At 68.3% G+C, this 22356-nt stretch carries 16 protein-coding genes and 1 tRNA gene; 14 read left to right on the top strand and 3 right to left on the bottom strand.

Features of this window, described 5'->3' with window-relative positions; all coding sequences use genetic code 11:
* The first annotated feature begins 100 nt into the window (after positions 1–100).
* From ACFXMF_RS01025 to pyk, 7 genes are all read left to right on the top strand, one after another.
* Positions 101–775, top strand: a complete 675-nt coding sequence (locus ACFXMF_RS01025) for a MauE/DoxX family redox-associated membrane protein (RefSeq protein ID WP_360305152.1) — start codon at positions 101–103, stop codon at positions 773–775.
* Entirely contained in the window at positions 772–1584 is an 813-nt protein-coding gene (locus ACFXMF_RS01030) for a thioredoxin domain-containing protein (protein WP_360305154.1), read from the top strand. The genes ACFXMF_RS01025 and ACFXMF_RS01030 overlap by 4 nt, the downstream gene beginning before the upstream one ends.
* 113 nt (positions 1585–1697) lie before the next feature.
* Entirely contained in the window at positions 1698–2834 is a 1137-nt protein-coding gene (gene lgt / locus ACFXMF_RS01035) for a prolipoprotein diacylglyceryl transferase (protein WP_379992903.1), read from the top strand.
* A 147-nt stretch (positions 2835–2981) separates the two neighbouring features.
* On the top strand, positions 2982–3731 hold the full coding sequence (locus ACFXMF_RS01040; RefSeq protein ID WP_379992335.1) for a VIT1/CCC1 transporter family protein: 750 nt from the start codon (positions 2982–2984) through the stop codon (positions 3729–3731).
* A 313-nt stretch (positions 3732–4044) separates the two neighbouring features.
* Positions 4045–8595 carry a glutamate synthase large subunit gene (gene gltB / locus ACFXMF_RS01045; protein ID WP_379992336.1) on the top strand — a complete coding sequence of 1517 codons (4551 nt, stop codon included), beginning with the start codon at positions 4045–4047 and terminating at the stop codon, positions 8593–8595.
* Positions 8588–10048 (top strand): glutamate synthase subunit beta, encoded by a 1461-nt coding sequence (locus ACFXMF_RS01050; protein WP_360305160.1) that lies wholly within the window; start codon positions 8588–8590, stop codon positions 10046–10048. The genes gltB and ACFXMF_RS01050 overlap by 8 nt, the downstream gene beginning before the upstream one ends.
* A 158-nt stretch (positions 10049–10206) precedes the next feature.
* A complete protein-coding gene (gene pyk / locus ACFXMF_RS01055; RefSeq protein ID WP_360305471.1) occupies positions 10207–11631 on the top strand; it encodes a pyruvate kinase in 1425 nt (474 codons plus the stop codon).
* A 57-nt stretch (positions 11632–11688) separates the two neighbouring features.
* Here pyk and ACFXMF_RS01060 read toward each other — a convergent pair whose 3' ends face one another.
* Together ACFXMF_RS01060 and ACFXMF_RS01065 are read right to left on the bottom strand one after the other, a co-directional pair.
* Positions 11689–12453: a helix-turn-helix domain-containing protein gene (locus ACFXMF_RS01060; RefSeq protein WP_379992618.1), complete on the bottom strand. Its 765-nt coding sequence runs from the start codon at positions 12451–12453 to the stop codon at positions 11689–11691.
* A gap of 81 nt (positions 12454–12534) precedes the next feature.
* Positions 12535–12620, bottom strand: a tRNA-Leu gene (locus ACFXMF_RS01065).
* A 99-nt stretch (positions 12621–12719) separates the two neighbouring features.
* Here ACFXMF_RS01065 and ACFXMF_RS01070 point away from each other — a divergent pair.
* The 6 genes from ACFXMF_RS01070 to ACFXMF_RS01095 all read left to right on the top strand — a co-directional run bounded on the left by ACFXMF_RS01070 (position 12720) and on the right by ACFXMF_RS01095 (position 18985).
* Positions 12720–13340, top strand: coding sequence for a response regulator (locus ACFXMF_RS01070; RefSeq protein WP_360305164.1), 621 nt, complete (start codon positions 12720–12722; stop codon positions 13338–13340).
* Positions 13341–13553: 213 nt separating this feature from the next.
* On the top strand, positions 13554–14843 hold the full coding sequence (locus tag ACFXMF_RS01075) for a branched-chain amino acid ABC transporter substrate-binding protein (RefSeq protein ID WP_360305166.1): 1290 nt from the start codon (positions 13554–13556) through the stop codon (positions 14841–14843).
* A gap of 101 nt (positions 14844–14944) precedes the next feature.
* The gene (locus ACFXMF_RS01080) at positions 14945–15868 is read left to right on the top strand and encodes a branched-chain amino acid ABC transporter permease (protein ID WP_360305168.1); all 924 of its coding nucleotides are present in this window, start codon (positions 14945–14947) and stop codon (positions 15866–15868) included.
* The gene (locus tag ACFXMF_RS01085; protein WP_360305170.1) at positions 15865–17289 is read left to right on the top strand and encodes a branched-chain amino acid ABC transporter permease; all 1425 of its coding nucleotides are present in this window, start codon (positions 15865–15867) and stop codon (positions 17287–17289) included. The genes ACFXMF_RS01080 and ACFXMF_RS01085 overlap by 4 nt, the downstream gene beginning before the upstream one ends.
* Before the next feature lie 56 nt (positions 17290–17345).
* Entirely contained in the window at positions 17346–18206 is an 861-nt protein-coding gene (locus ACFXMF_RS01090; RefSeq protein ID WP_360305473.1) for an ABC transporter ATP-binding protein, read from the top strand.
* A gap of 74 nt (positions 18207–18280) precedes the next feature.
* The gene (locus ACFXMF_RS01095; protein ID WP_360305475.1) at positions 18281–18985 is read left to right on the top strand and encodes an ABC transporter ATP-binding protein; all 705 of its coding nucleotides are present in this window, start codon (positions 18281–18283) and stop codon (positions 18983–18985) included.
* A 48-nt stretch (positions 18986–19033) separates the two neighbouring features.
* On the opposite strand, the gene ACFXMF_RS01100 is transcribed toward ACFXMF_RS01095, so the two are convergent.
* The gene (locus ACFXMF_RS01100) at positions 19034–19462 is read right to left on the bottom strand and encodes a hotdog fold thioesterase (protein WP_379991163.1); all 429 of its coding nucleotides are present in this window, start codon (positions 19460–19462) and stop codon (positions 19034–19036) included.
* 55 nt (positions 19463–19517) lie between these two features.
* On the opposite strand from ACFXMF_RS01100, the gene polA reads away from it, so the two are divergent.
* Positions 19518–22256: a DNA polymerase I gene (gene polA, locus ACFXMF_RS01105; RefSeq protein WP_360305172.1), complete on the top strand. Its 2739-nt coding sequence runs from the start codon at positions 19518–19520 to the stop codon at positions 22254–22256.
* The last annotated feature ends 100 nt before the right edge of the window (positions 22257–22356 follow it).

Consider the following 22356-nt stretch of genomic DNA (forward strand, 5'->3'; position numbering starts at 1 on the left):
TCCGGGGTGCGGGGGACCACGGACCGGGGTCCCCGTACCTCACCCGTCGTGACGGAGGTCAGACCTTGGAAGGCAAGACGATCGAGCCGGTGGGCCGACGGTGACCGCGACGGCCACCCCCGACGGCGCCGCGACCGCCGGCCCGCTCGCGAGCCTGCGCAAAGCCGCCCCCTGGATCGGCCTCGCCGCCCGACTGGGCCTGGCCTTCGTCTGGGCCTACGCCGGCTGGGAGAAGGCGCTCGACCCCGACCAGGCCGCGTACGCGGTCCGGGGCTACGACGTACTGCCCGACGGTCTGGTCGAGCCGGTCGGCTACGCCCTGCCCTACCTGGAACTGGGCCTGGCCCTGCTCCTGGTGGTCGGGATCGGCACCCGACTGGTCGCGTCCTTGTCCGCGCTGCTCCTGATCGTGTTCATCGCGGGCATCGCCCAGGCGTGGGCGCGGGGCCTGGCGATCGACTGCGGCTGCTTCGGCGGCGGCGGTCCGGTCGAGCCGGACAAGACCGCCTACCTCGAGGAGATCCTGCGGGACTGCGGCTTCCTGCTGCTCGCCATCTGGCTGATCGTCTTCCCGCGCACCCGCCTGTCCGCGGACGCCTGGCTGTTCCCCGAGGAACCGCCGTACGACACGGACGAGGACCACGCGGACGCGGACGACGCGGACGACGCGGACGAGGCGGCCGAGGACGAGCGGGACACCGACGCGGACGAGTACCGCGGGGACGCGAACCGGAACCCCGGAACCCGGGAACTGAAAGGCCCTGAGATCACGTGAGCTCGAAGAATTCCGAAGGCAAGCGCACCGCGCGCGAGCGCATGGCCCAGGAGCGCGCGCGCCAACAGGCGCTCGACAAGCGCCGGCGGGTGCTGATCATCGCCGGTGCGGTGGTGGCCGTCCTCGCGGTGGTCGCCATCATCGGCGTGGTCGTGGGCATGTCCAAGACCAACAAGAAGAAGGGGCCCTGGAAGGACGCGCTCGCCAAGCCGTACAGCGCCCCCGTGAACCTGTCCGCGGACGGTCTGGGCATCTCCGTCGGCAGCAACCCGAACGCCCCCTCGTTGATCATGTACGAGGACTTCCGCTGCCCGATCTGCCACGAGGTGGAGAAGTCGCTCGGCCCCACCCTGCGGCAGATGGCCGACGCCGGCACCATCAAGATCGACTACCACATCGCCTCGTTCCTGGACGGCAAGCTCGGCGGCAACGGCTCCAAGTACGCGGCCAACGCCGCCGGCTGCGCGCAGAACGCGGGCAAGTTCGCGCCGTACCACGACACGCTCTTCGCGAACCAGCCCGACGAGCTGGACGACAAGTTCGGCAACCGCTCCTACCTGATCGACCTCGCGGGCAAGGTGGACGGCCTGCGCTCGCCCACCTTCGACGCCTGCGTCAACGACCTGAGCGTGGCCGGGTGGGTCAACAAGGTCGAGGACGCGTTCCAGAACGCCAAGATCGGCGACACCCCCGTCACCGGCACACCGACCGCGGGCATCAACGGCAAGACCATCGACCTGATCGTCAAGGGCCGCGGCCTGGCCACCCCCGACGAGGTGCGCGCCCAGATCCTGGCAGCGATCAAGTAGTCACCCTCCGCTTCGGAGCACCCGGGCGCGGCACCGATTCCCCGGTGCCGCGCCCGTTCGTCGCCGCCCGCCGGCACACGTTCGCCCCCGCACCCGGTAGCGTCGTACCCGCCATGGACCTCGCATTCATTCCCAGCCCCTCCCGCGGCCAGATCGACCTCGGTCCGATCCCGCTGCGCGGCTACGCGCTGTGCATCATCCTCGGTGTCGTCCTCGCGATCTGGCTCGGCGAGCGCCGCTGGGTCGCCCGAGGCGGTCGTGCCGGCACGGTCGGCGACATCGCCGTGTGGATGGTGCCCTTCGGCCTCGTCGGAGGCCGCATCTACCACGTCATCACCACGCCGGGGCCGTACTTCGGCGACGGCGGCGACCCCATGCAGGCGTTCGCCGTCTGGAAGGGCGGGCTCGGCATCTGGGGTGCGATCGCGCTCGGCGCGGTGGGCGCCTGGATCGGCTGCCGGCGCCGGGGCATCCCGCTGCCCGCGCTGGCCGACGCGCTCGCGCCGGGCATCGTGCTCGCCCAGGCCGTGGGCCGCTGGGGCAACTGGTTCAACCAGGAGCTCTACGGCCGCGAGACCGACGTGCCGTGGGCGGTGAAGATCGACGGCGACCACAACGTGATCGACCCCGGTCAGGCCGGCACCTTCCACCCGACGTTCCTGTACGAGTCGTTGTGGTGCATCGGCGTCGCGGCCCTGGTGATCTGGGCCGACCGCCGATTCAAGCTGGGCCACGGCCGGGCCTTCGCGCTCTACGTCGCGGGCTACACGGTGGGCCGGTTCTGGATCGAGTACATGCGCGTCGACGACGCCGAACACGTGCTGGGCATGCGGCTGAACAACTGGACCGCGATCCTCGTCTTCGTCGGCGCGATCGTCTACATCTGGATCTCGGCCCGCACGCACCCCGGCCGCGAGGAGCCGGCCACGCTGCAGGGCCACTACCGGGAGCCGGACGACGCCGACGAGCCGTACGACGCCGACGAGGCGGACGCGGAGGTCGCGGACACGAAGGAAGCGGACGCCAAGGACGCGGACACGAAGGTCGCCGAGGACGCGAAGGCCACGCGGGAGCCGGAGGACGCCGAGAGCGCGACGGATCCGGTGGACGCCGACACCGACAGCGACGCGGTCGTGGCGGCGGATGCGGCCCCGGACGTGGTCCGTGCCGCGGACGAGCCCGACGCGGATGCCGACGCCGACGCCGAGCGCACCCCCTCGGCCGCGCGCAAGCCCGCCGACAAGGGCTGACCCCGAGCCGACCGGAGGCCGCCCCCGACCCGCCCCCCGCGGGTCCGGGGCGGCCTCTTCGGGTTCGGGCAGCCTTTCCTGGCCGGCGGTACCGCGGGTGCGACCGGTAGCGTCCAGGTCCCAGCGTGACGAGAGGGCCGAACGACCTTGAAGACCACCCAGACAGCCGCCGAGGCCCCCGACACGGCCCCGGCGCTCGGGCACCAGGACGGTATCGACCACACCCACCGCGACATCGGCGGTGGCTGGCTGCGCCCGGCCGTGTTCGGCGCCATGGACGGGCTGGTCTCCAACTTCGCGCTGATCGCCGGCGTCGTCGGCAGCGACGCCACGACCAAGACCGTGGTGGTCACCGGACTGGCCGGACTGGCCGGCGGCGCCTTCTCGATGGCGGCGGGGGAGTACACCTCGGTCGCCTCGCAGGCCGAGCTGGCCCGCGCCGAGGTCGAGGTGGAGCGCCGCGAACTGTGCCGCAGCCCCGAAGCCGAGCAACGCGAACTCGCCGAGCTCTACATCGCCCGCGGCCTGGACGAGGACCTCGCCGTCGAGGTGGCCCGGCAACTCTCCCGCGACCCCGAACTGGCCCTGGAGATCCACGCCCGCGAGGAACTGGGCGTCGACCCGCACGACCTGCCCTCGCCGTGGGTCGCCGCCGGCTCCTCGTTCGCCTTCTTCGCGCTCGGCGCGCTGCTGCCGCTGCTGCCCTACCTGCTCGGCGCCGGCACGCTGCTGCCCGCCCTGGCGCTGACCGCGCTCGGCCTGTTCGGCGCCGGCGCCGCGGTCTCGCGGGTGACCGCCCGACCGTGGTGGTTCAGCGGCACCCGCCAGTTGCTCCTCGGCGCCGCCGCGGGCGGGCTGACCTACCTGCTCGGTCTGCTGATCGGGCAACAGGTGTGACGAGTGAGGCATACGTAACACGACCGTAGCGCGGCGACCCGACCCGGAAACGATCGAATCCCACGGGTCGGACAGCCCGTTTCGGTACCGAGATGGTCGGGAATGAGCCCGCTGACATGCCAGGGCGGCCGGCGCGGCGCAGCGTTCGAAAGCCCGCTCGATTCACTTGGCGACCGTATGGTGAGACGGGTTTGTCCCGGGTTCCGGATGCACGTACCGATCATGTAACCTGCACGAAATCGCAGAGGGCCAACGTCGTCCCTGTTGCGCACCACACGCCACGACGACGACGGGAGCGCCCATGCCTCCTGCCATGCCCGCAACTTTGGGCCCCCTCTTCTCCGCGCTTCCCGCGGCACAGGGGTTGTACGACCCCCGTAACGAACACGACGCCTGTGGTGTCGGATTCGTGGCCACGCTCACCGGCGAGCCCAGCCACGACATCGTCGACCAGGCACTGACCGTCCTGCGGAACATGGAACACCGGGGCGCCACCGGCGCCGAAGCCGACACCGGCGACGGCGCGGGCATCCTGATCCAGGTCCCGGACGCGTTCCTGCGCGAAAGCGTCGACTTCGCGCTGCCCGCCGCGGGCGGCTACGCGGTCGGCATCGCCTTCCTGCCCGACGACGACGTACACGCGGGCCGCGCCAAGTCCTCCATCGAGCGCATCGCCGCCGAAGAGAACCTGCGCGTGCTCGGCTGGCGCGAGGTGCCCACCACGCCCGGCCTGGTCGGCTCGATGGCCGCCGAGACCATGCCGCGCTTCGCCCAACTGTTCGTGGCCGGCGTCGACGAGAGCGTCACCGGGATCACCCTGGACCGGCTCGCCTTCGCGCTGCGCAAGCGCGCCGAACGCGAGGTCGAGGTCTACTTCGCCTCCCTGTCCGCGCGCACCCTCGTCTACAAGGGCATGCTCACCACCGGGCAACTGGAGCCGTTCTTCCCGGACCTGTCCGACCGGCGCCTGGCATCCGCGATCGGCCTCGTGCACTCGCGGTTCTCCACCAACACCTTCCCGGCCTGGCCCCTCGCCCACCCGTACCGCTTCATCGCGCACAACGGCGAGATCAACACCGTCAAGGGCAACCGCAACTGGATGGCCGCACGCGAGTCGATGCTCGCCACCGACCTCATCCCCGGCGACCTGAGCCGGCTGTACCCCATCTGCACGCCCGACGCGTCCGACTCGGCGTCCTTCGACGAGGTCCTGGAACTGCTCCACCTGGGCGGTCGGCCGCTGCCGCACGCCGTGCTGATGATGATCCCCGAGGCGTGGGAGAACCACGCCACGATGGACGCCGCCCGGCGCGCCTTCTACAAGTTCCACGCCACCGTGATGGAACCGTGGGACGGACCGGCCTGCGTCACCTTCACCGACGGCACCCTGATCGGCGCGGTCCTGGACCGCAACGGCCTGCGCCCCTCGCGCTACTGGGTCACCGACGACGGCCTGGTCGTGCTCTCCTCCGAGGTCGGCGTCCTGGACATCGACCCCGCCCGGATCGTGCGCAAGGGCCGGCTCCAGCCCGGCCGGATGTTCCTGGTCGACACCGAGGCCCGGCGGATCGTCGAGGACGACGAGATCAAGACCGCGCTCGCCGCCGAACACCCCTACCAGGAATGGCTGCACGGCGGCCTGATCAACCTGGAGGACCTGCCCGAGCGCGAACACGTCGTGCACACGCACGCCTCCGTCTCGCGCCGCCAGCAGACCTTCGGCTACACCGAGGAAGAACTGCGCGTCATCCTGGCGCCGATGGCCCGCGCCGGCGGCGAACCGCTCGGCTCGATGGGCACCGACAGCCCGATCGCCGCGCTCTCCGCCAAGCCCCGGCTGCTCTTCGACTACTTCGTCCAGCTCTTCGCGCAGGTCACCAACCCGCCGCTGGACGCGATCCGGGAAGAACTCGTCACCTCACTCGGCAGCTTCGTCGGCCCCGAGGGCAACCTGCTCGACGCCCAGCCCGCCGACTGCCGCAACGTCGTGCTGCCCTTCCCGGTACTCGACAACGACGAGCTCGCCAAGCTCATCCACATCAACCTCGACGGCGACCAGCCCGGCCTCAAGGCCGTCACCATCTCCGGGCTCTACCCCGTCGACGGCGGCGGCGCCGCACTGGCCAAGCGACTCGAGGAGATCCGCACCGAGACCACCGGCGCGATCGCCGACGGCGCCCGCATCGTGGTCCTGTCCGACCGCCACTCGGACGCCGAACACGCGCCGATCCCCTCGCTGCTGCTCACCTCCGCCGTCCACCACCACCTGATCCGCACCAAGACCCGCACCCAGGTCGGATTGATCGTCGAAGCCGGCGACGTGCGCGAAGTGCACCACATCGCGCTCCTGATCGGCTACGGCGCCGCCGCGGTCAACCCCTACCTGGCGATGGAATCCGTCGAGGACCTCGTCCGCGACGGCGTCTTCCTCACCGACATCGCGCCCGAACAGGCCATCCGCAACCTGATCAAGGCACTGGGCAAGGGCGTGCTCAAGGTGATGTCCAAGATGGGCATCTCCACCGTCGCCTCCTACCGCGGCGCCCAGGTCTTCGAAGCCGTCGGCCTCGCCGAGGACTTCGTCGCCGAATACTTCACCGGCACCACCAGCAAGCTCGGCGGCATCGGGCTGGACATCGTCGCCGAGGAAGTCGCCCGCCGGCACGCCAAGGCCTACCCGCCCACCGGCATCGCCCCCTCGCACCGCCGGCTGGAGATCGGCGGCGAATACCAGTGGCGCCGCGAGGGCGAACCGCACCTGTTCGACCCCGAGACGATCTTCCGCCTCCAACACTCCACCCGCACCCGCCGCTACGACATCTTCAAGAAGTACACGGCGCGGGTGGACGAACAGTCCAAGCGGCTGATGACGCTGCGCGGCCTGTTCGCCTTCAAGAGCGGCGAGCGCGCGTCCATCCCGATCGACGACGTCGAGCCGGTCTCCGAGATCGTCAAGCGCTTCTCCACCGGCGCGATGTCCTACGGCTCCATCTCGATGGAGGCGCACCAGACGCTGGCCATCGCGATGAACCGACTCGGCGGCAAGTCCAACACCGGCGAAGGCGGCGAGGACCCCGAGCGGCTGTACGACCCCGAGCGGCGCTCGGCGATCAAGCAGGTCGCCTCCGGCCGATTCGGCGTCACCAGCGAATACCTGGTCAACGCCGACGACATCCAGATCAAGATGGCCCAGGGCGCCAAGCCCGGCGAAGGCGGCCAACTCCCCGGCCACAAGGTCTACCCGTGGGTCGCCCGCACCCGGCACTCCACCCCCGGCGTCGGCCTCATCTCGCCGCCGCCGCACCACGACATCTACTCCATCGAAGACCTCGCCCAGCTCATCCACGACCTCAAGAACGCCAACCCGGCGGCCCGAGTGCACGTGAAGCTGGTCGCCGAGGTCGGCGTCGGCACCGTCGCCGCGGGCGTGTCCAAGGCACACGCCGACGTGGTGCTCATCTCCGGCCACGACGGCGGCACCGGCGCCTCCCCGCTCACCTCGCTCAAGCACGCGGGCGGCCCCTGGGAACTCGGCCTCGCCGAAACCCAGCAGACCCTGCTGCTCAACGGCCTGCGCGAGCGCATCGTGGTGCAGACCGACGGCCAGCTCAAGACCGGCCGCGACGTGTTGGTCGCCGCCCTGCTCGGCGCCGAGGAATACGGCTTCGCCACCGCACCGCTCGTGGTCTCCGGCTGCGTGATGATGCGGGTCTGCCACCTCGACACCTGCCCCGTCGGCGTCGCCACACAAAACCCCGTACTGCGCGAGCGGTACAACGGCCAAGCCGACCACGTGGTCAACTTCTTCGAATTCATCGCCGAGGAAGTCCGCGAACTGCTCGCCGAACTCGGCTTCCGCACCCTCGAAGAGGCCGTCGGCCACGCCGAACTGCTCGACACCGCCGCGGCCGTCGAACACTGGAAGGCCGAAGGTCTCGACCTCGCACCGCTGTTCCACGTGCCCGCCCTCGCCGAAGGCGCCGCCCTGCACCACACCGGCCCGCAGGACCACGGACTGGCCAAGGCACTGGACAACCAACTCGTCCAGCTCAGCGCCGACGCGCTGGAAAACGGGGAAAAGGTCGTCATCAACCTTCCCGTGCAGAACATCAACCGCACCGTCGGCACGATGCTCGGCCACGAGGTCACCAAGCGCTACCGCGGCGCCGGCCTCCCCGACGACACCATCGACATCACCCTGACCGGCTCCGCCGGCCAGTCCTTCGGCGCCTTCGTCCCCAAGGGCATCACCCTGCGGCTCGAAGGCGACGGCAACGACTACGTCGGCAAGGGCCTGTCCGGCGGCCGGATCACCGTACGCCCGCACCGCACCGCACCCTTCGCCGCCGAAGACAACATCATCGCCGGTAACGTGATCGGCTACGGCGCCACCGGCGGCGAGATCTACCTGCGCGGCGTCGTCGGCGAACGCTTCTGCGTGCGCAACTCCGGCGCCACCGCCGTCGTCGAAGGCGTCGGCGACCACGGCTGCGAATACATGACCGGCGGCCGAGCCGTCGTCCTGGGCCGCACCGGCCGCAACTTCGCCGCAGGCATGTCCGGCGGCGTCGCCTACCTGCTCGACGCGGACCACAACAACATCAACACCGAACTCGTCGGCATCGAGGAACTCGACGCCGCCGACAGCGCCGAACTGCACGACGTTGTGCGCCGGCACCACGAGGAGACCGGCTCGGCCGTCGCCGAAACCCTGCTCTCCGACTGGGACGCCGCCTCCCGGCGCTTCACCAAGATCCTGCCCAGGGACTACAAGGCAGTGCTCGCCGCCAAGGACGCCGCCGAGCGAGCCGGTCTCACCGAGACCGAGATCGTCCAGAAGATGATGGAGGCGGTTCATGGCTGACCCGAAGGGCTTTTTGAGCACGCCCCAAGAGCTCGGCAAGCGTCGCCCCGTCGACGTGCGCATCCGGGACTGGAAGGAGGTGTACGAGGAGCGCACGCTGCTCCCGATCATCACCGAACAGGCCGGCCGCTGCATGGACTGCGGCATCCCGTTCTGCCACAACGGCTGCCCGCTCGGAAACATCATCCCCGAGTGGAACGACCTGGTCTGGCGCGACGACTGGCAGGCCGCGAGCGAACGACTGCACGCGACCAACAACTTCCCGGAGTTCACCGGCCGGCTGTGCCCCGCGCCGTGCGAGGCCGCGTGTGTGCTCGGCATCAACCAGGCGCCGGTCACCATCAAGAACGTCGAGGTCTCGATCATCGACCGGGCGTGGGACGACAACAACGTCGCCCCGCAACCGCCCGACCGCCTCTCCGGCAAGACCGTCGCCGTGATCGGCTCCGGCCCCGCCGGCCTCGCCGTCGCCCAGCAACTCACCCGCGCCGGCCACACGGTCGCCGTCTACGAGCGCGCCGACCGGATCGGCGGACTGCTGCGCTACGGCATCCCCGAATTCAAGATGGAAAAGCGGCACATCAACCGGCGCATCGAACAAATGCGCGCCGAAGGCACCAAGTTCTACACCGGCATGCAGATCGGCACCGACCTGGACGCGGCCAAGCTGCGCCGGCGCTACGACTCCGTGGTGATCGCCGCCGGGGCCACCGCGGCGCGGGATCTGCCGATCCCCGGACGCGAATTCGGCGGCATCCACCAGGCGATGGAATACCTGCCCTTCGCCAACAAGGTGCAGGAAGGCGACCTGGTCGCCTCGCCGATCGACGTGGCCGGCAAGCACGTGGTGATCATCGGCGGCGGCGACACCGGCGCCGACTGCCTGGGCACCGCACACCGCCAGGGCGCGGCCTCGGTCACCCAGTTGGAGATCATGCCCCGACCCACGGAGGAGCGGCCCGCCGCGCAGCCGTGGCCGACCTACCCGATGACCTACCGGGTCGCCAGCGCGCACGAGGAGGGCGGCGAGCGCGTCTACGCGGTCAACACCCAGGAATTCGTCGGCGGCGCGGACGGCCGGGTCAAGGCCCTCAAGCTGGTCGAGGTGGTGTTCGAGAACGGTCGCTTCGTACCGGTCCCCGACACCGAGCGGGAGATCCCGGCCGACTTCGTGTTCCTGGCGATGGGCTTCACCGGCACCGACCGTTCCAACGGACTGGTCGAACAGCTCGGGCTGGCCCTGGACGAGCGCGGCAACGTGGCCCGGGACGAGGCGTACGCGACCAACGTGGACGGTGTGTTCGTGGCCGGCGACGCCGGGCGCGGACAGTCCCTGATCGTCTGGGCCATCGCCGAGGGCCGCTCGTGCGCGGCCGCGGTGGACGCGTGGCTGACCGGCGGGACCAACCTGCCGTCGCCCATCCGGCCCACCGATCGACCGCTCACCGTCTGACCCGAGGCGACCGCTCGGGCGCGGATTGAATCTGTGACGAAAGTCGCGTGAACAGGAAAGGGCGCCGCCGTTGCGGCGCCCTTTCCGCATGCCGGAAAAGCGCCATATACCGGACGCGAGTACGGCTTACCCCGCGGTAGGAACTAGGCTCTATGACCATGCGTCGAGCCAAAATTGTCTGCACCCTGGGTCCTGCCACCAATTCGTATGAACAGATCCGCACGCTGGTCGACGCAGGCATGGATGTAGCCCGCTTCAACCTCAGCCACGGCGCCTACGCCGAGCACGAGGAGCGATATCACCGCGTCCGTCGGGCATCCGACGAATCCGGTCGCAGCGTCGGCATCCTCGTCGACCTCCAAGGCCCCAAGATCCGCCTGGAGACCTTCGCCGAAGGCCCCGTGCTCCTGGAGCGCGGCGACGAGTTCACGATCACGACCGAGGACGTCCCCGGCGACAAGCACGAGGTCGGCACCACCTACAAGGGGCTGACCGCCGACGTCACCAAGGGCGAGCGGATCCTCATCGACGACGGCCGGGTCACCCTGGAGGTCGTCGACGTCGAGGGCCCGCGCGTGCACACGATCGTCATCGAGGGCGGGATGGTCTCCGACCACAAGGGGCTCAACCTCCCCGGCGTGGCCGTGAGCGTTCCCGCACTGTCCGAGAAGGACATCGAGGACCTCAAGTGGGGCCTCGCCCTCGGTGCCGACATGATCGCGCTGTCCTTCGTGCGTGCCGCGAAGGACATCGAGGACGTCCACAAGATCATGGACGAGTTCGGTGTCCGACTCCCGGTGATCGCGAAGATCGAGAAGCCGCAGGCGGTGGACAACCTCGAGGAGATCGTCCACGCCTTCGACGCCATCATGGTCGCCCGCGGCGACCTCGGCGTCGAGATGCCGCTGGAGGCCGTGCCGATCGTGCAGAAGCGCGCGATCACACTGGCCCGGGCCAACGCCAAGCCCGTCATCGTCGCCACCCAGATGCTCGACTCGATGATCAGCGCCTCGCGCCCGACCCGGGCGGAGGCGTCCGACGTCGCCAACGCCGTCCTGGACGGCGCGGACGCGGTCATGCTGTCGGGCGAGACCTCGGTCGGCAAGTACCCGATCGAGACCGTCAAGACCATGGCACGGATCGTGGTCGCGGCGGAGGACTCCTCGGCGATGCGCGAGGAGATCCGCAGCATCGCCGGTCCGCGCACCCAGGGCGGCGTGATCGCGAAGGCCGCGATCGAGATCGCCGAACGACTGGACGCCAAATACCTGGTGGCGTTCACCCAGAGCGGGGACACGGGCCGCAGGTTGTCCCGGTACCGCTCGATGATCCCGATGTTGGCCTTCACCCCGGAGCCGGCGGTGCGAAGCCGCCTGGCGCTCACCTGGGGCCTGGAGACCTTCCTCGGACCGCTGTGCAGCCACACCGACGAGATGGTTCGTCAGGTGGACGCGGCGTTGCTCGCGATCGGCCGCTGCAAGAAGGGCGACCTGGTCGTGATCACGGCCGGCTCCCCGCCCGGCGTGCCGGGATCGACCAACCTGATCCGCCTGCACCACATAGGGGATCTGCCGACCGAGTAGTACCCGGTTGTAGGTGGTACCGATGGCCCGTCACCCGCTCTGGTGGGTGACGGGCCATCAGTATTTGGGGCCGATGTGCTCGTCCATGAGTGCCACGGAGGCTCGGCGGGCGACGGAGAGCAGGTTGCGACGGGCGAATTTCCACTCGACGCCGAGTTCGTCCAGCGTGGTGGTGAGGATGCGCATGATGTCCATGGATTCGTTGGCGAAGAGGTAGCGCGGGTACTCGTAGCGCTTGCGCTCGCCGGCGACCATGCGGGTGGTCCAGTTCATGTTCCGGCAACCGTCGGAGTGGATGAGGCCGCGCACGAGGGCCCAGGGCTCGGCTCGGACGACCCTGGTTTGCCAGCAGGTGAGGATGATCGGTCGATCGTGCTTTCGTCCCGGGCCGTGCTGGGGGAACATGCAGGGCCAGTGTCGGGAGTACCGCTTGACGTCCGTGCATCCCGGTCGGGGTACGAGGTCGGCCGCGGAGCCCGGGAGAACGCGAGTGATGGTGTTCGCGCATTCTCGGATCAGGCCCGGCCAGGCGTTGGCGCAGGAGATGCTGAGGCTGTACGAGCGGGCGTGCGCAACGATGTGGCCGTCGCCGAGGTAGAGGCCGAGCAGGTAGGCGTAGGCCGGGCCGTCGACGTCGAGGTCCAGACAACGGAAGCAGGGGGCGCCGCGTCGGGCGGGGAGTTCGCCACGGCGGGAGCGGTCCATGTGCAGCCAGTAGCCGATGGTTCCTCGGGGAACGCGCAGACTACGGGCTGTTGCGTGATTGGAGAGGCCCGACTGCAACAGGGCCAGTGCCTGGCGGCGGAGATCCGGGTTGTTCATGGATCCAACATGTGCCGCCAGGGCTCACTCGCCTGGGTGTTCGAGTCGGTTTCACTCGAACGAGTTGTTCACGTAGTGAACTGGTACCGGGTGCGGGATTCGAACCCGCAAGCCCTCTCGGGCAGATGGGTTTGAGCCATCCGCGTATGCCATTCCGCCAACCCGGCAGGGGGGTGGGGTGGTGGCCCGGGACCCCCTGTTAGGAGAGCAGCATACCGTGTCTCGGTAGGCTCGTGTGCGCACTATTTCCCTGATCGAGGAGCGACGTGACCGCCGCCACGCAGCCGCCCGCCGCATCGCCGGACAGCCCACGTGCCCGTGTCGTCATCGCCGAGGACGAGGCGCTCATCCGGCTCGATCTGAAGGAGATGTTGGAGGAGGAGGGCTACCACGTCGTCGGGGAGGCCGGAGACGGACAGCGGGCCGTGGAACTGGTCCACGAGCATCGGCCCGACTTGGTCATCCTCGATGTGAAGATGCCGATACTGGATGGGATTTCGGCGGCCGAGCAGATTGCCCAGGCGCGGTTGGCGCCGGTGTTGATGCTGACCGCGTTCTCGCAGCGGGAGTTGGTCGAGCGGGCTCGGGACGCCGGGGCGATGGCTTATCTGGTCAAGCCGTTCACCAAGGGGGATCTCGTTCCGGCGATCGAGATGGCCGTCTCGCGGTACACCGAACTGGCCGCCCTGGAGCGTGAGGTCGGCGACCTCACCCAGCGGCTGGAGACGCGCAAGTTGGTGGACCGGGCCAAGAGCGTGCTTCAGGAGAAGTACGGCATGTCCGAACCCGAGGCGTTCCGCTGGATTCAGAAGGCGTCGATGGATCGGCGGATGTCGATGCGCACGGTGGCCGAGGTGGTCGTGTCCGGGGGCGACGTCGCCGACTGACCCAGGGGTACCCATACTCTGACGAACCCGTCCGGTTGCTGGCAAACCGGACGGGTTCGTTGTTTTTCCGGCACTCGATGATCATATTTGATCACTTTGGATCGTAAGAATTCGTTGGCTGTTTCTTTTGGATTACATCTGGTTACGGGCGCATCACATCTCAGTCGGCGGACTGCCGCTGCCCTTCCGGCCGGACTACATTCCGGGCACCGCATGTTCATCGCGGTTTGTGAAGGCGCCCCGATGCGGGCTCCGAACTTTTTCTACAAGGGGTTGGGGTTTGCTGTGCTCAAGCGACGCGTGATCAAAATCGCGCTGCCCATCGCGGCAGCGGCACTCGTGCTTTCCGCGTGCGGCAGTGACGATGACGGCGACAAGAAGAAGGACGGTGGCAGCACCGCTCCCGGCAACACCGGCGGCGGTAACAAGCCGACCTGGACGATAGGTTTCCAAGCAGGGCTGTCGGGGGAGAATGCCCAGCTTGGCATCAACGAAGAGAACGGCGCTCGGCTCGCCGTCGAGCAGGCCAACGCGAAGGGCGATCTTCCCTTCACGCTCAAGTTCAAGACCTCGGACGACGAGGCATCGGAGACCAAGTCGGTGTCCGCGGCGCAGAAGCTGATCGACGACAGCAACGTTGTTGCCGTTATCGGCCCTGCCTTCTCCGGCCCGACCAAGGCCGCGTCGCCGAACTACGCCAAGGCGAAGCTCGCCACGGTGTCCCCCTCGGCGACCAACCCTTCCCTGACGAGCGCGGGCAACAATTTCACCGCGTTCCTGCGGGGTACGCCGAACGACAATGCCCAGGGCAGTGGGATGGCGAAGTACCTGTCCAAGAAGCTCCAGGCCAAGAAGGTCTTCGTCGTCGACGACAAGACCGAGTACGGCGCGGGCCTGTCGAAGGTCGCCAAGGACGAGCTGACCAAGGCCGGTGTCCAGGTCGTCTCGGACAGCGTGCCGAAGGCGACTCCGGACTACGGTCCGATCTCCACGAAGATCAAGAACTCCGGCGCGGACGCCATGATCTACGCGGGCTACTACCAGGACGGCGCGCCGTTCGCGAAGAAGCTCAAGGAAGCCGGCTTCACCGGCCCCAAGTTCTCCGGTGACGGCACCAACGACTCGCAGTTCGTCTCGCTCGCCGGGGACGCCGCGAACGACTGGTACCTGACCTGCCCGTGCTCCGACGCGAACGTCGAGGCGGCCACGAAGCAGTTCACCGAGGACTACAAGAAGCGCTTCAACACGAACCCGAGCACCTACTCGGCGGAGTCGTTCGACATCGCCAACCTGGTGATCGACCAGATGAAGTCCTTCGGTACGGAGAAGATCGCCCGCGAGGCGATGCTCACCAAGCTCAAGGGTGCCTCGTACAAGGGCCTGACCAAGTCGTTCAAGTTCCAGCCGAACGGCGAATTCGACGGCGCGACGACCTTCATCTACCAGGTGAAGGGCGGCAAGATCGGCTACATGGGCGACATCGACCAGCTCGTGGGCGGCTGACCCGTTAATCGGGGCGGCGCAACCTGACGATCGGGCCCGGGTCTTCCCGGAGTTTTCGGGAAGACCCGGGCCCGTCCGGTTTTCTTGAGGAAGCTTTCCTTATGCAACCTGATGAAATCCTGGATTACCTTATTCCAGGGATCATGCTCGGTGCGTTGTACGCGGTGATCGCCATCGGCTATACCCTGGTCTATGGCGTTCTGCAACTCATCAACTTCGCACACAGCGAAGTCTTCATGGTGGGCGCTTATTCGTCGCTGCTCGCCTTGACCTGGATCGACCCGAGCAGCAATCCGACGACCTTCATGTCGGTGTTGTTGGTCGCGGCCGGTCTGGCCGTTTCCGGTACCGCCGGGGCGGCCACGGCCTTTACGCTCGAAAAAGTGGCGTACAGACCGCTCAGACGCAGGAACGCGCCTCGTCTTGCGTTCCTGATCAGCGCGATCGGGGCCTCGTACTTCCTGCAGAACCTGGCGGGGAAGTTGTTCGGCCGCGACTCGCGGGCACTGCCGACGGTGTTCGAGAACAAGAAGGTCTTCTCGGTCTTCGGCACCCAGGTCACCATCCTTCAGCTCCTCATCGTCTGTGCGGCGGTGCTGATGATGGTCGGCCTGGACTACCTGGTGAACCGCACGAAGCTGGGCTCGGGTATCCGGGCCGTGGCGCAGGACGCCGAGACGGCGGGCCTGATGGGTGTGGACATCGACAAGGTGATCTCGCGGACGTTCATCATCGGCGGGTTCATGGGCGGTATCGCCGGGTTCCTGTTCGGCCTGCATCTGCAGTTGTCGTTCACGATGGGCTTCCTGCCCGGTATCACCGCGTTCGCCGCGGCCGTGGTCGGCGGGATCGGCAACATTCGCGGCGCGATGATGGGCGGCATGCTGCTCGGCATCGTCGAGAGCTTCTCGTCGCCGATCTTCGGTGAGTCGTGGCGGTATGTCAGTGCCTTCGCGGTGCTGGTCCTGGTGCTGATGTTCCGGCCGACCGGCATCCTGGGCGAGCGCTTGGGGAGGTCGGCGTGACCACGACGACGACGAAGGAAGCAGATGTCGCGCCGAGCGGGTCGGCGCTGGCCCGGCTGCGGCGCAAGCGTTGGTATCAGCAGCCGATGGTCGGCCGGCTGGTGGGCATCGTCTCGGCGGCGGTGTTGCTGGATGTGATGAGTGGTCCGCAGGGCAGCCGCGAGGACGTGTTCTTCTCGCTGGACAAGACCCTCGGGTCGTTGCGCGTGGTGTGGTGGCTCATCGGCGCGGTGGTGCTGTGGGCGATCCTGGAGTTCACCAAGCCGCTGTACAACCGGTATCTGGCGGCGAGCGTGGGTCCGCTGGAGCGTTTCCACACCCCGGTGACCGGGCCGGTCCGGCAATTGGTGGCGCAGACCCGGGAGACCTCGGCGAATCTGCGTCGCATCGTCTGGGTCCGGATCGGATTTTCGGTCGTGGTGATCGGCCTGCTGATCCTGTTGCCGAGCCTGCTGTCCACGTTCTGGAACCAGGTGTTGGTCAACGAGGTGGCGATCTACGTCCTGCTCGCGATCGGCCTGAACGTGGTGATCGGCTGGGCGGGTCTGCTCGACCTGGGCTTCATCGCGTTCTTCGCGATCGGCGCGTACAGCACGGCGTACTGGACCGGCGCGATGCCGGTGGATCCGCCGTTCAAGCTGAACGCGTTCCTGGTGATCCCGGTCGCGGTGGCCACGTGTCTGCTGGCCGGACTGTTGCTGGGCGCGCCGACGTTGCGGCTGCGCGGTGACTATCTGGCGATCGTGACGCTGGGCTTCCACGAGATCATCTACCTGATCGCCAAGAACGCGGACGGGTTCACCAACGGTCCGCGCGGGGTCCAGGGCATCTCGAACTTCCGGGTGCACATCGGGCCGATCGACTACAAGTGGGAACTGGCCCCGGAGCCGTACTGGTATCTGCTGATCGGCATCGCGACGGTCCTGATCATCGCGTTCCTGCGGTTGGAGCACTCCCGGGTCGGTCGGGCCTGGACCGCGATCCGCGAGGACGAGGTGGCCGCGTCGGCGACCGGCGTGCCGACGGTGAAGTTCAAGCTGATGGCGTTCGCGATCGGCGCGTCCACGTCCGGCATCGCCGGTGTCGCGTACGCGAGCAAGGCCGGCTTCATCAGTCCGGAGAGCTTCCTGCTGTTGTTCTCGGTGCTGGTGGTGGCGTACGTCATCTTCGGCGGCATGGGTTCGCTGTGGGGCGTGATCATCGGCACGGCGTTCCTGGCCTGGTTGCCGCAGTACATGAAGGACTGGGTCAACCCGAACGACCGGTTCATGTACCTGGGCGCGTTGTTGATCATCATGATGATCTACCGCCCGCAGGGCCTGATTCCCTCGGTTCGGCGCAAGCGCGAGTTGAGCATGGCCAAGGCGGGTCTCGGCGACGCGGACGCGATGTCGGAGCCGGCCGGCGGGAGGATGACGTGAGCATCACCACGACGAAGGCGGACGACCGGCCGCGGGTGGACCCCGAGGATCAGGTCATGCGGGTGCGCGGTGTCACGCTGCGTTTCGGCGGCCTGGTGGGTTTGTCCGACGTGGCGTTGGATCTGCACCGGGGCGAGGTCCTGGCGGTGATCGGCCCCAACGGTGCGGGCAAGACCTCGCTGTTCAACTCGTTGACCGGGATGTACGTCCCGCAGGAAGGCAGCATCGTGCTGCGCGACCGGGCGGGTGGCGAGCATTCGCTCAAGGGGCGCAAGCCGCACCTGGTGAACCGGCTCGGGGTGGCCCGGACGTTCCAGAACATTCGCCTGTTCGGCGCGTTGACCGCGCTGGAGAACGTGAAGATCGCGGCGGAGACCCGGCAGAAGGCCGGTCCGGTGTCGATCATGCTGGGTCTGCCGAACGCGCGTCGCGAGGATCGCGAAAGCGACCGGCGGGCGTTGGAGCTGTTGCACTTCGTGGGTCTGGACGGGTTGCTCAACGAGTTGGCCGCGTCGTTGTCCTACGGTCAGCAGCGGAGCCTGGAGATCGCCCGCGCGTTGGCCACCGATCCGCAGGTGTTGCTTCTGGACGAGCCGGCGGCGGGCACGAACCCGACCGAGAAGCTCGATCTGGAGGTGTTGATCCGGCGGATCAACCGCGAGCTGGGGATCAGCGTGTTGTTGATCGAGCACGACATGCGGCTGGTGATGTCGGTCGCCGACCGGGTCACGGTGCTCAACTTCGGCAAGGTGATCGCGTCCGGTTCGCCGGCCGAGGTGCAGCGCAACCCCGAGGTCGTCGCGGCCTATCTGGGGGCCGAGATGGCCGCCGAGATGGTCGCCGCCGCGGAGGCCGAGGCCGTGGACGGCTCGGACGGTACGGTCCCCGCGCAGCGGGACGGGGAGGAGCAGCGATGAGCGCCGCCGATTCCGCGGATGCGGTCGGGTTGGCCAAGCCGGCCGCGGGTACCGCGACGCCGCCGCGAAAGAAGATGCTGGAGCTGGACGATCTGCACGTGTTCTACGGCGCCATCCAGGCGTTGAAGGGCGTGCACATCGAGGTGAACGAGGGCGAGATCGTGGCTCTGCTCGGCGCCAACGGCGCGGGCAAGACGACGACGCTGCGCACCATCTCGGGGCTGCTCACGCCGCGTGAGGGCGAGGTGCGTTGGCGTGGGGAGCGGATCGACGGGGTGCCCGCCCACCATGTGGTGGGGTTGGGTATCGGGCATTCTCCGGAGGGTCGTCGGGTGTTCCCGGCGATGACCGTCACGGAGAACCTGAACATGGGCGCCTACCGGTTCAAGTCGGTGCCCAGGGCCGAGTTGGATCGGGTGTTCGAGTTGTTCCCGCGGCTGGCCGAGCGGCGTACGCAGCTCGCGGGCACGCTGTCGGGCGGCGAGCAGCAGATGTTGGCGATCGGGCGGGCGTTGATGGGGCAGCCGAAGTTGCTGCTGCTGGACGAGCCGTCGATGGGTCTGGCGCCGCTGATCGTGGCGCAGATCTTCGACATCATCCGGGAGATCAACGAGCAGGGCACCACGGTGTTGCTGGTCGAGCAGAACGCGGCGCAGGCGCTGCGGCTGGCGCATCGCGGTTATGCGCTGGAGACCGGATCGGTGGTGTTGTCGGGTCCGGCCGAACAGTTGTTGTCGGATCCGAAGGTGCGCGAGGCGTATCTCGGCGAGGGCGCGTAGGTCGTCCGCGCGGCGGAGGGGGTCGGCCCCTTCGCCGCGCGGTGCGGTTCAGGCGCGTTTGATCATGCAGGTCAGTCGCGCGGTGCAGACGCGCCTGTCGTGTTCGTCGGTGATCACGATCTCGTAGGTGGCCAGGGTGCGGCCCAGGTGTACGGGGGTCGCGACGCCGGTGACCAGGCCGGACTCGGCGGAGCGGTGGTGGGTGGCGTTGATCTCGATGCCCAGGGCGATGCCGTCCCGGCCGGCGTGCAGTGCCGTGCCGACCGAGCCGAGGGTTTCGGCCAGGACGCAGGACGCGCCGCCGTGCAGGAGGCCGTAGGGCTGGGTGTTGCCCTTGACCGGCATGGTGGCCACGACACGCTGGGCGGAGGCTTCGACGAATTCGATCCCCATGCGGTCGGCCAGGCTCTCCCGGGTGCCGATGTTCATGAACGCCAGGATCTCGTCGAGGCTGGGCTGTGGGGTCTCGTCGGCCATGGGGTGCTCCTCCGGATTCATGGTTGTGTCGGCCTGACAGCCTAGGATCGGGGTCGTGGCAGCGACTCAGACCCCCCAGACCTCCGTCCCCGCCGGTTCCCGGCCGCGACTTCTGCTCCTCGACGGGCATTCGTTGGCATATCGGGCGTTCTATGCGCTCAAGGAAGCGTCGATGAGTACCGCGACGGGCCAGCCGACCCAGGCGGTCTACGGGTTCACGTCGATGCTGGTGAACGTGTTGCGCGACGAGGCGCCGACCCATTTGGGTGTGGCGTTCGACGTGTCCCGGCAGTCGTTTCGCACCGAGGAGTTCCCGGAGTACAAGGCGAATCGCTCGGAGACCCCGGAGGAGTTCAAGGGTCAGGTCGAGCTGATCGTCGAGGAACTGACCGCGATGGGCGTGCCGACCATGCGGGTGGCCGGTTTCGAGGCGGACGACGTGATCGCCACGCTGGCGACCCGGGCGGCGGCCGAGGGTTACGAGGTGTTGATCCTCACCGGCGACCGGGACGCGCTGCAGCTGGTCACCCCCGATGTCACGGTGCTGTATCCGATGATGGGCGTGAGCAAGCTGCACCGGTTCACTCCGGCCGCGGTCGAGGAGAAGTACGGGCTGACCCCGGCGCAGTATCCCGATTTCGCGGCGCTGCGCGGCGACCCGAGCGACAACCTGCCGGGCATCCCGGGGGTGGGCGAGAAGACGGCCGCGAAGTGGATTCGCGAGTTCGGCTCGTTCGCCGAGCTGATGGAGCGCGCGGACGAGGTCAAGGGCAAGGCCGGGCAGAATCTGCGCGACCACCTGGACAACGTGAAGCTGAACCGGCGGTTGACCGAGCTGGTGCGCGAGGTCGAGCTGGAGGTGGCGCCGGCCGATCTGGAGCGCAAGCCCTTCGATCGGGCGGCGATCGAGGTGGTGCTGGACACGCTGGAGTTCCGCAACGCCAACTTCCGGGATCGCCTGTGGGCGGTGGACCCGGGTCTGGTGCCGGAGGTGATCGAGGCGGAGCCGGGTTTCGAGCTGGACACCACGGTGGTCCAACCGGGCGGGCTGGCCGCGTGGCTGGCCGAGCACGCGGCGGGTGCGGAGCGCACGGGGCTGGCGGTGGACGGCTCGTGGGGGCGCGGGACGGGCGAGGTCACGGGTGTGGCGTTCGCCGCGGCGGACGGTGCGGCGGCGTTCGTGGATCCGACGGTGATGGATCAGGACGACGACGCGGCGTTGGCGGCCTGGTTGGCGGATCCGCTGCGGCCCAAGGCGGTGCACGACGCGAAGGGCCCGATCCTGGCGTTGGCCGCGCACGGCTGGGCGTTGTGGGGGGTGACCAGCGATACCGCGCTGGGGGCGTATCTGGTGTTGCCGGGTCAGCGTTCGTTCGCTCTGGAGACGATGGTCGAGCGTTTCCTGGGTCGTGAGTTGAAGTTGGACCAGAGCGGCGCGGGGGACGGGCAGCTCGCGTTGGACATGTCCGATCAGGAGGACGCCGAGCCGGGGGCGGCGTCGATGCTGGCGGCCCGGGCGGTGGTGGATCTGGCGGCGGCGCTGGACGTCGAGTTGGCCGCCAAGGGTGGTCTGGAGCTGCTCCAGGACATGGAGTTGCCGCTGTTGCCGGTGCTCGCGCAGATGGAGCAGGTCGGCATCGCGGCGGATCTGCCGTATCTGGAGTCGCTGCAGGAGCAGTTCGCGGCGGCGGTGAAGCAGGCCACCGACGAGGCGCACGCGGCGGTGGGTCACGAGTTCAACCTGGGGTCGCCCAAGCAGTTGCAGGAGATCCTGTTCAACGAGCTGGGTCTGCCCAAGACCAAGAAGATCAAGACCGGTTTCACCACCGACGCGGACGCGTTGACCTGGTTGGCGGGCCAGACCGAGAACGAACTCCCGGTGATCCTGCTACGGCACCGCGATCAGACCCGACTGCGCACCACGGTCGAGGGTTTGATCAAGACGGTCGCGGACGACGGCCGTATCCACACCACGTTCAATCAGACGGTGGCGGCCACGGGTCGGTTGTCCTCGCAGGATCCGAACCTGCAGAACATCCCGATCCGGACCGAGGAGGGCCGGCTGATCCGGCGCGCGTTCGTGGTCGGCGAGGGCTTCGAGGGCCTGCTGACCGCCGACTACAGCCAGATCGAGCTGCGGATCATGGCCCACCTGTCGCAGGACGCGGCGTTGATCGAGGCGTTCACCACGGGTGAGGATCTGCACTCGACGATGGCCGCGCAGGTCTTCTCGGTGGCCCCGGAGGCGGTGGATCACGCGCTGCGCAGCAAGATCAAGGCGATGTCGTACGGATTGGCGTACGGGCTCTCCGCGTTCGGTCTGTCCCAGCAGTTGGACATCGAGCCGGGCGAGGCGCGGGGTCTGATGGAGACCTACTTCGAGCGGTTCGGCGGGGTGCGCGACTATCTGCACAAGGTGGTCGAGGAGGCCCGGCAGACCGGCTACACCGAGACGGTGTTCGGTCGTCGGCGCTATCTGCCGGATCTGACCAGCGACAACCGCCAGCGCCGTGAGATGGCCGAACGGATGGCGCTGAACGCGCCGATCCAGGGTTCGGCGGCGGACATCGTCAAGGTCGCGATGCTCGCGGTGGATCGGGCGGTGCGGCGGGAGAAGTTGGCCTCGCGGGTGTTGCTCCAGGTGCACGACGAACTGGTCCTGGAGGTGGCGCCGGGCGAGCGGGAGCGGCTGGAGGCGCTGGTGCGTCGGGAGATGGCGGGCGCGTATCCGCTGCGGGCGCCGCTGGATGTCTCGGTCGGTTTCGGGCCGAACTGGGAGGACGCGGGCCACTGATCGGGAACCGGCGCGCCGTGGGGGTGGAGAGCCGGCCGCAGCCGGCATAGGTTCGCACGGTCACGGTGTACGACGCCGTCCCGGGAACAGCCGAACTTGC

The sequence above is a fragment of the Embleya sp. NPDC059213 genome, assembly GCF_042754445.1.
GTDB lineage: Bacteria > Actinomycetota > Actinomycetes > Streptomycetales > Streptomycetaceae > Embleya.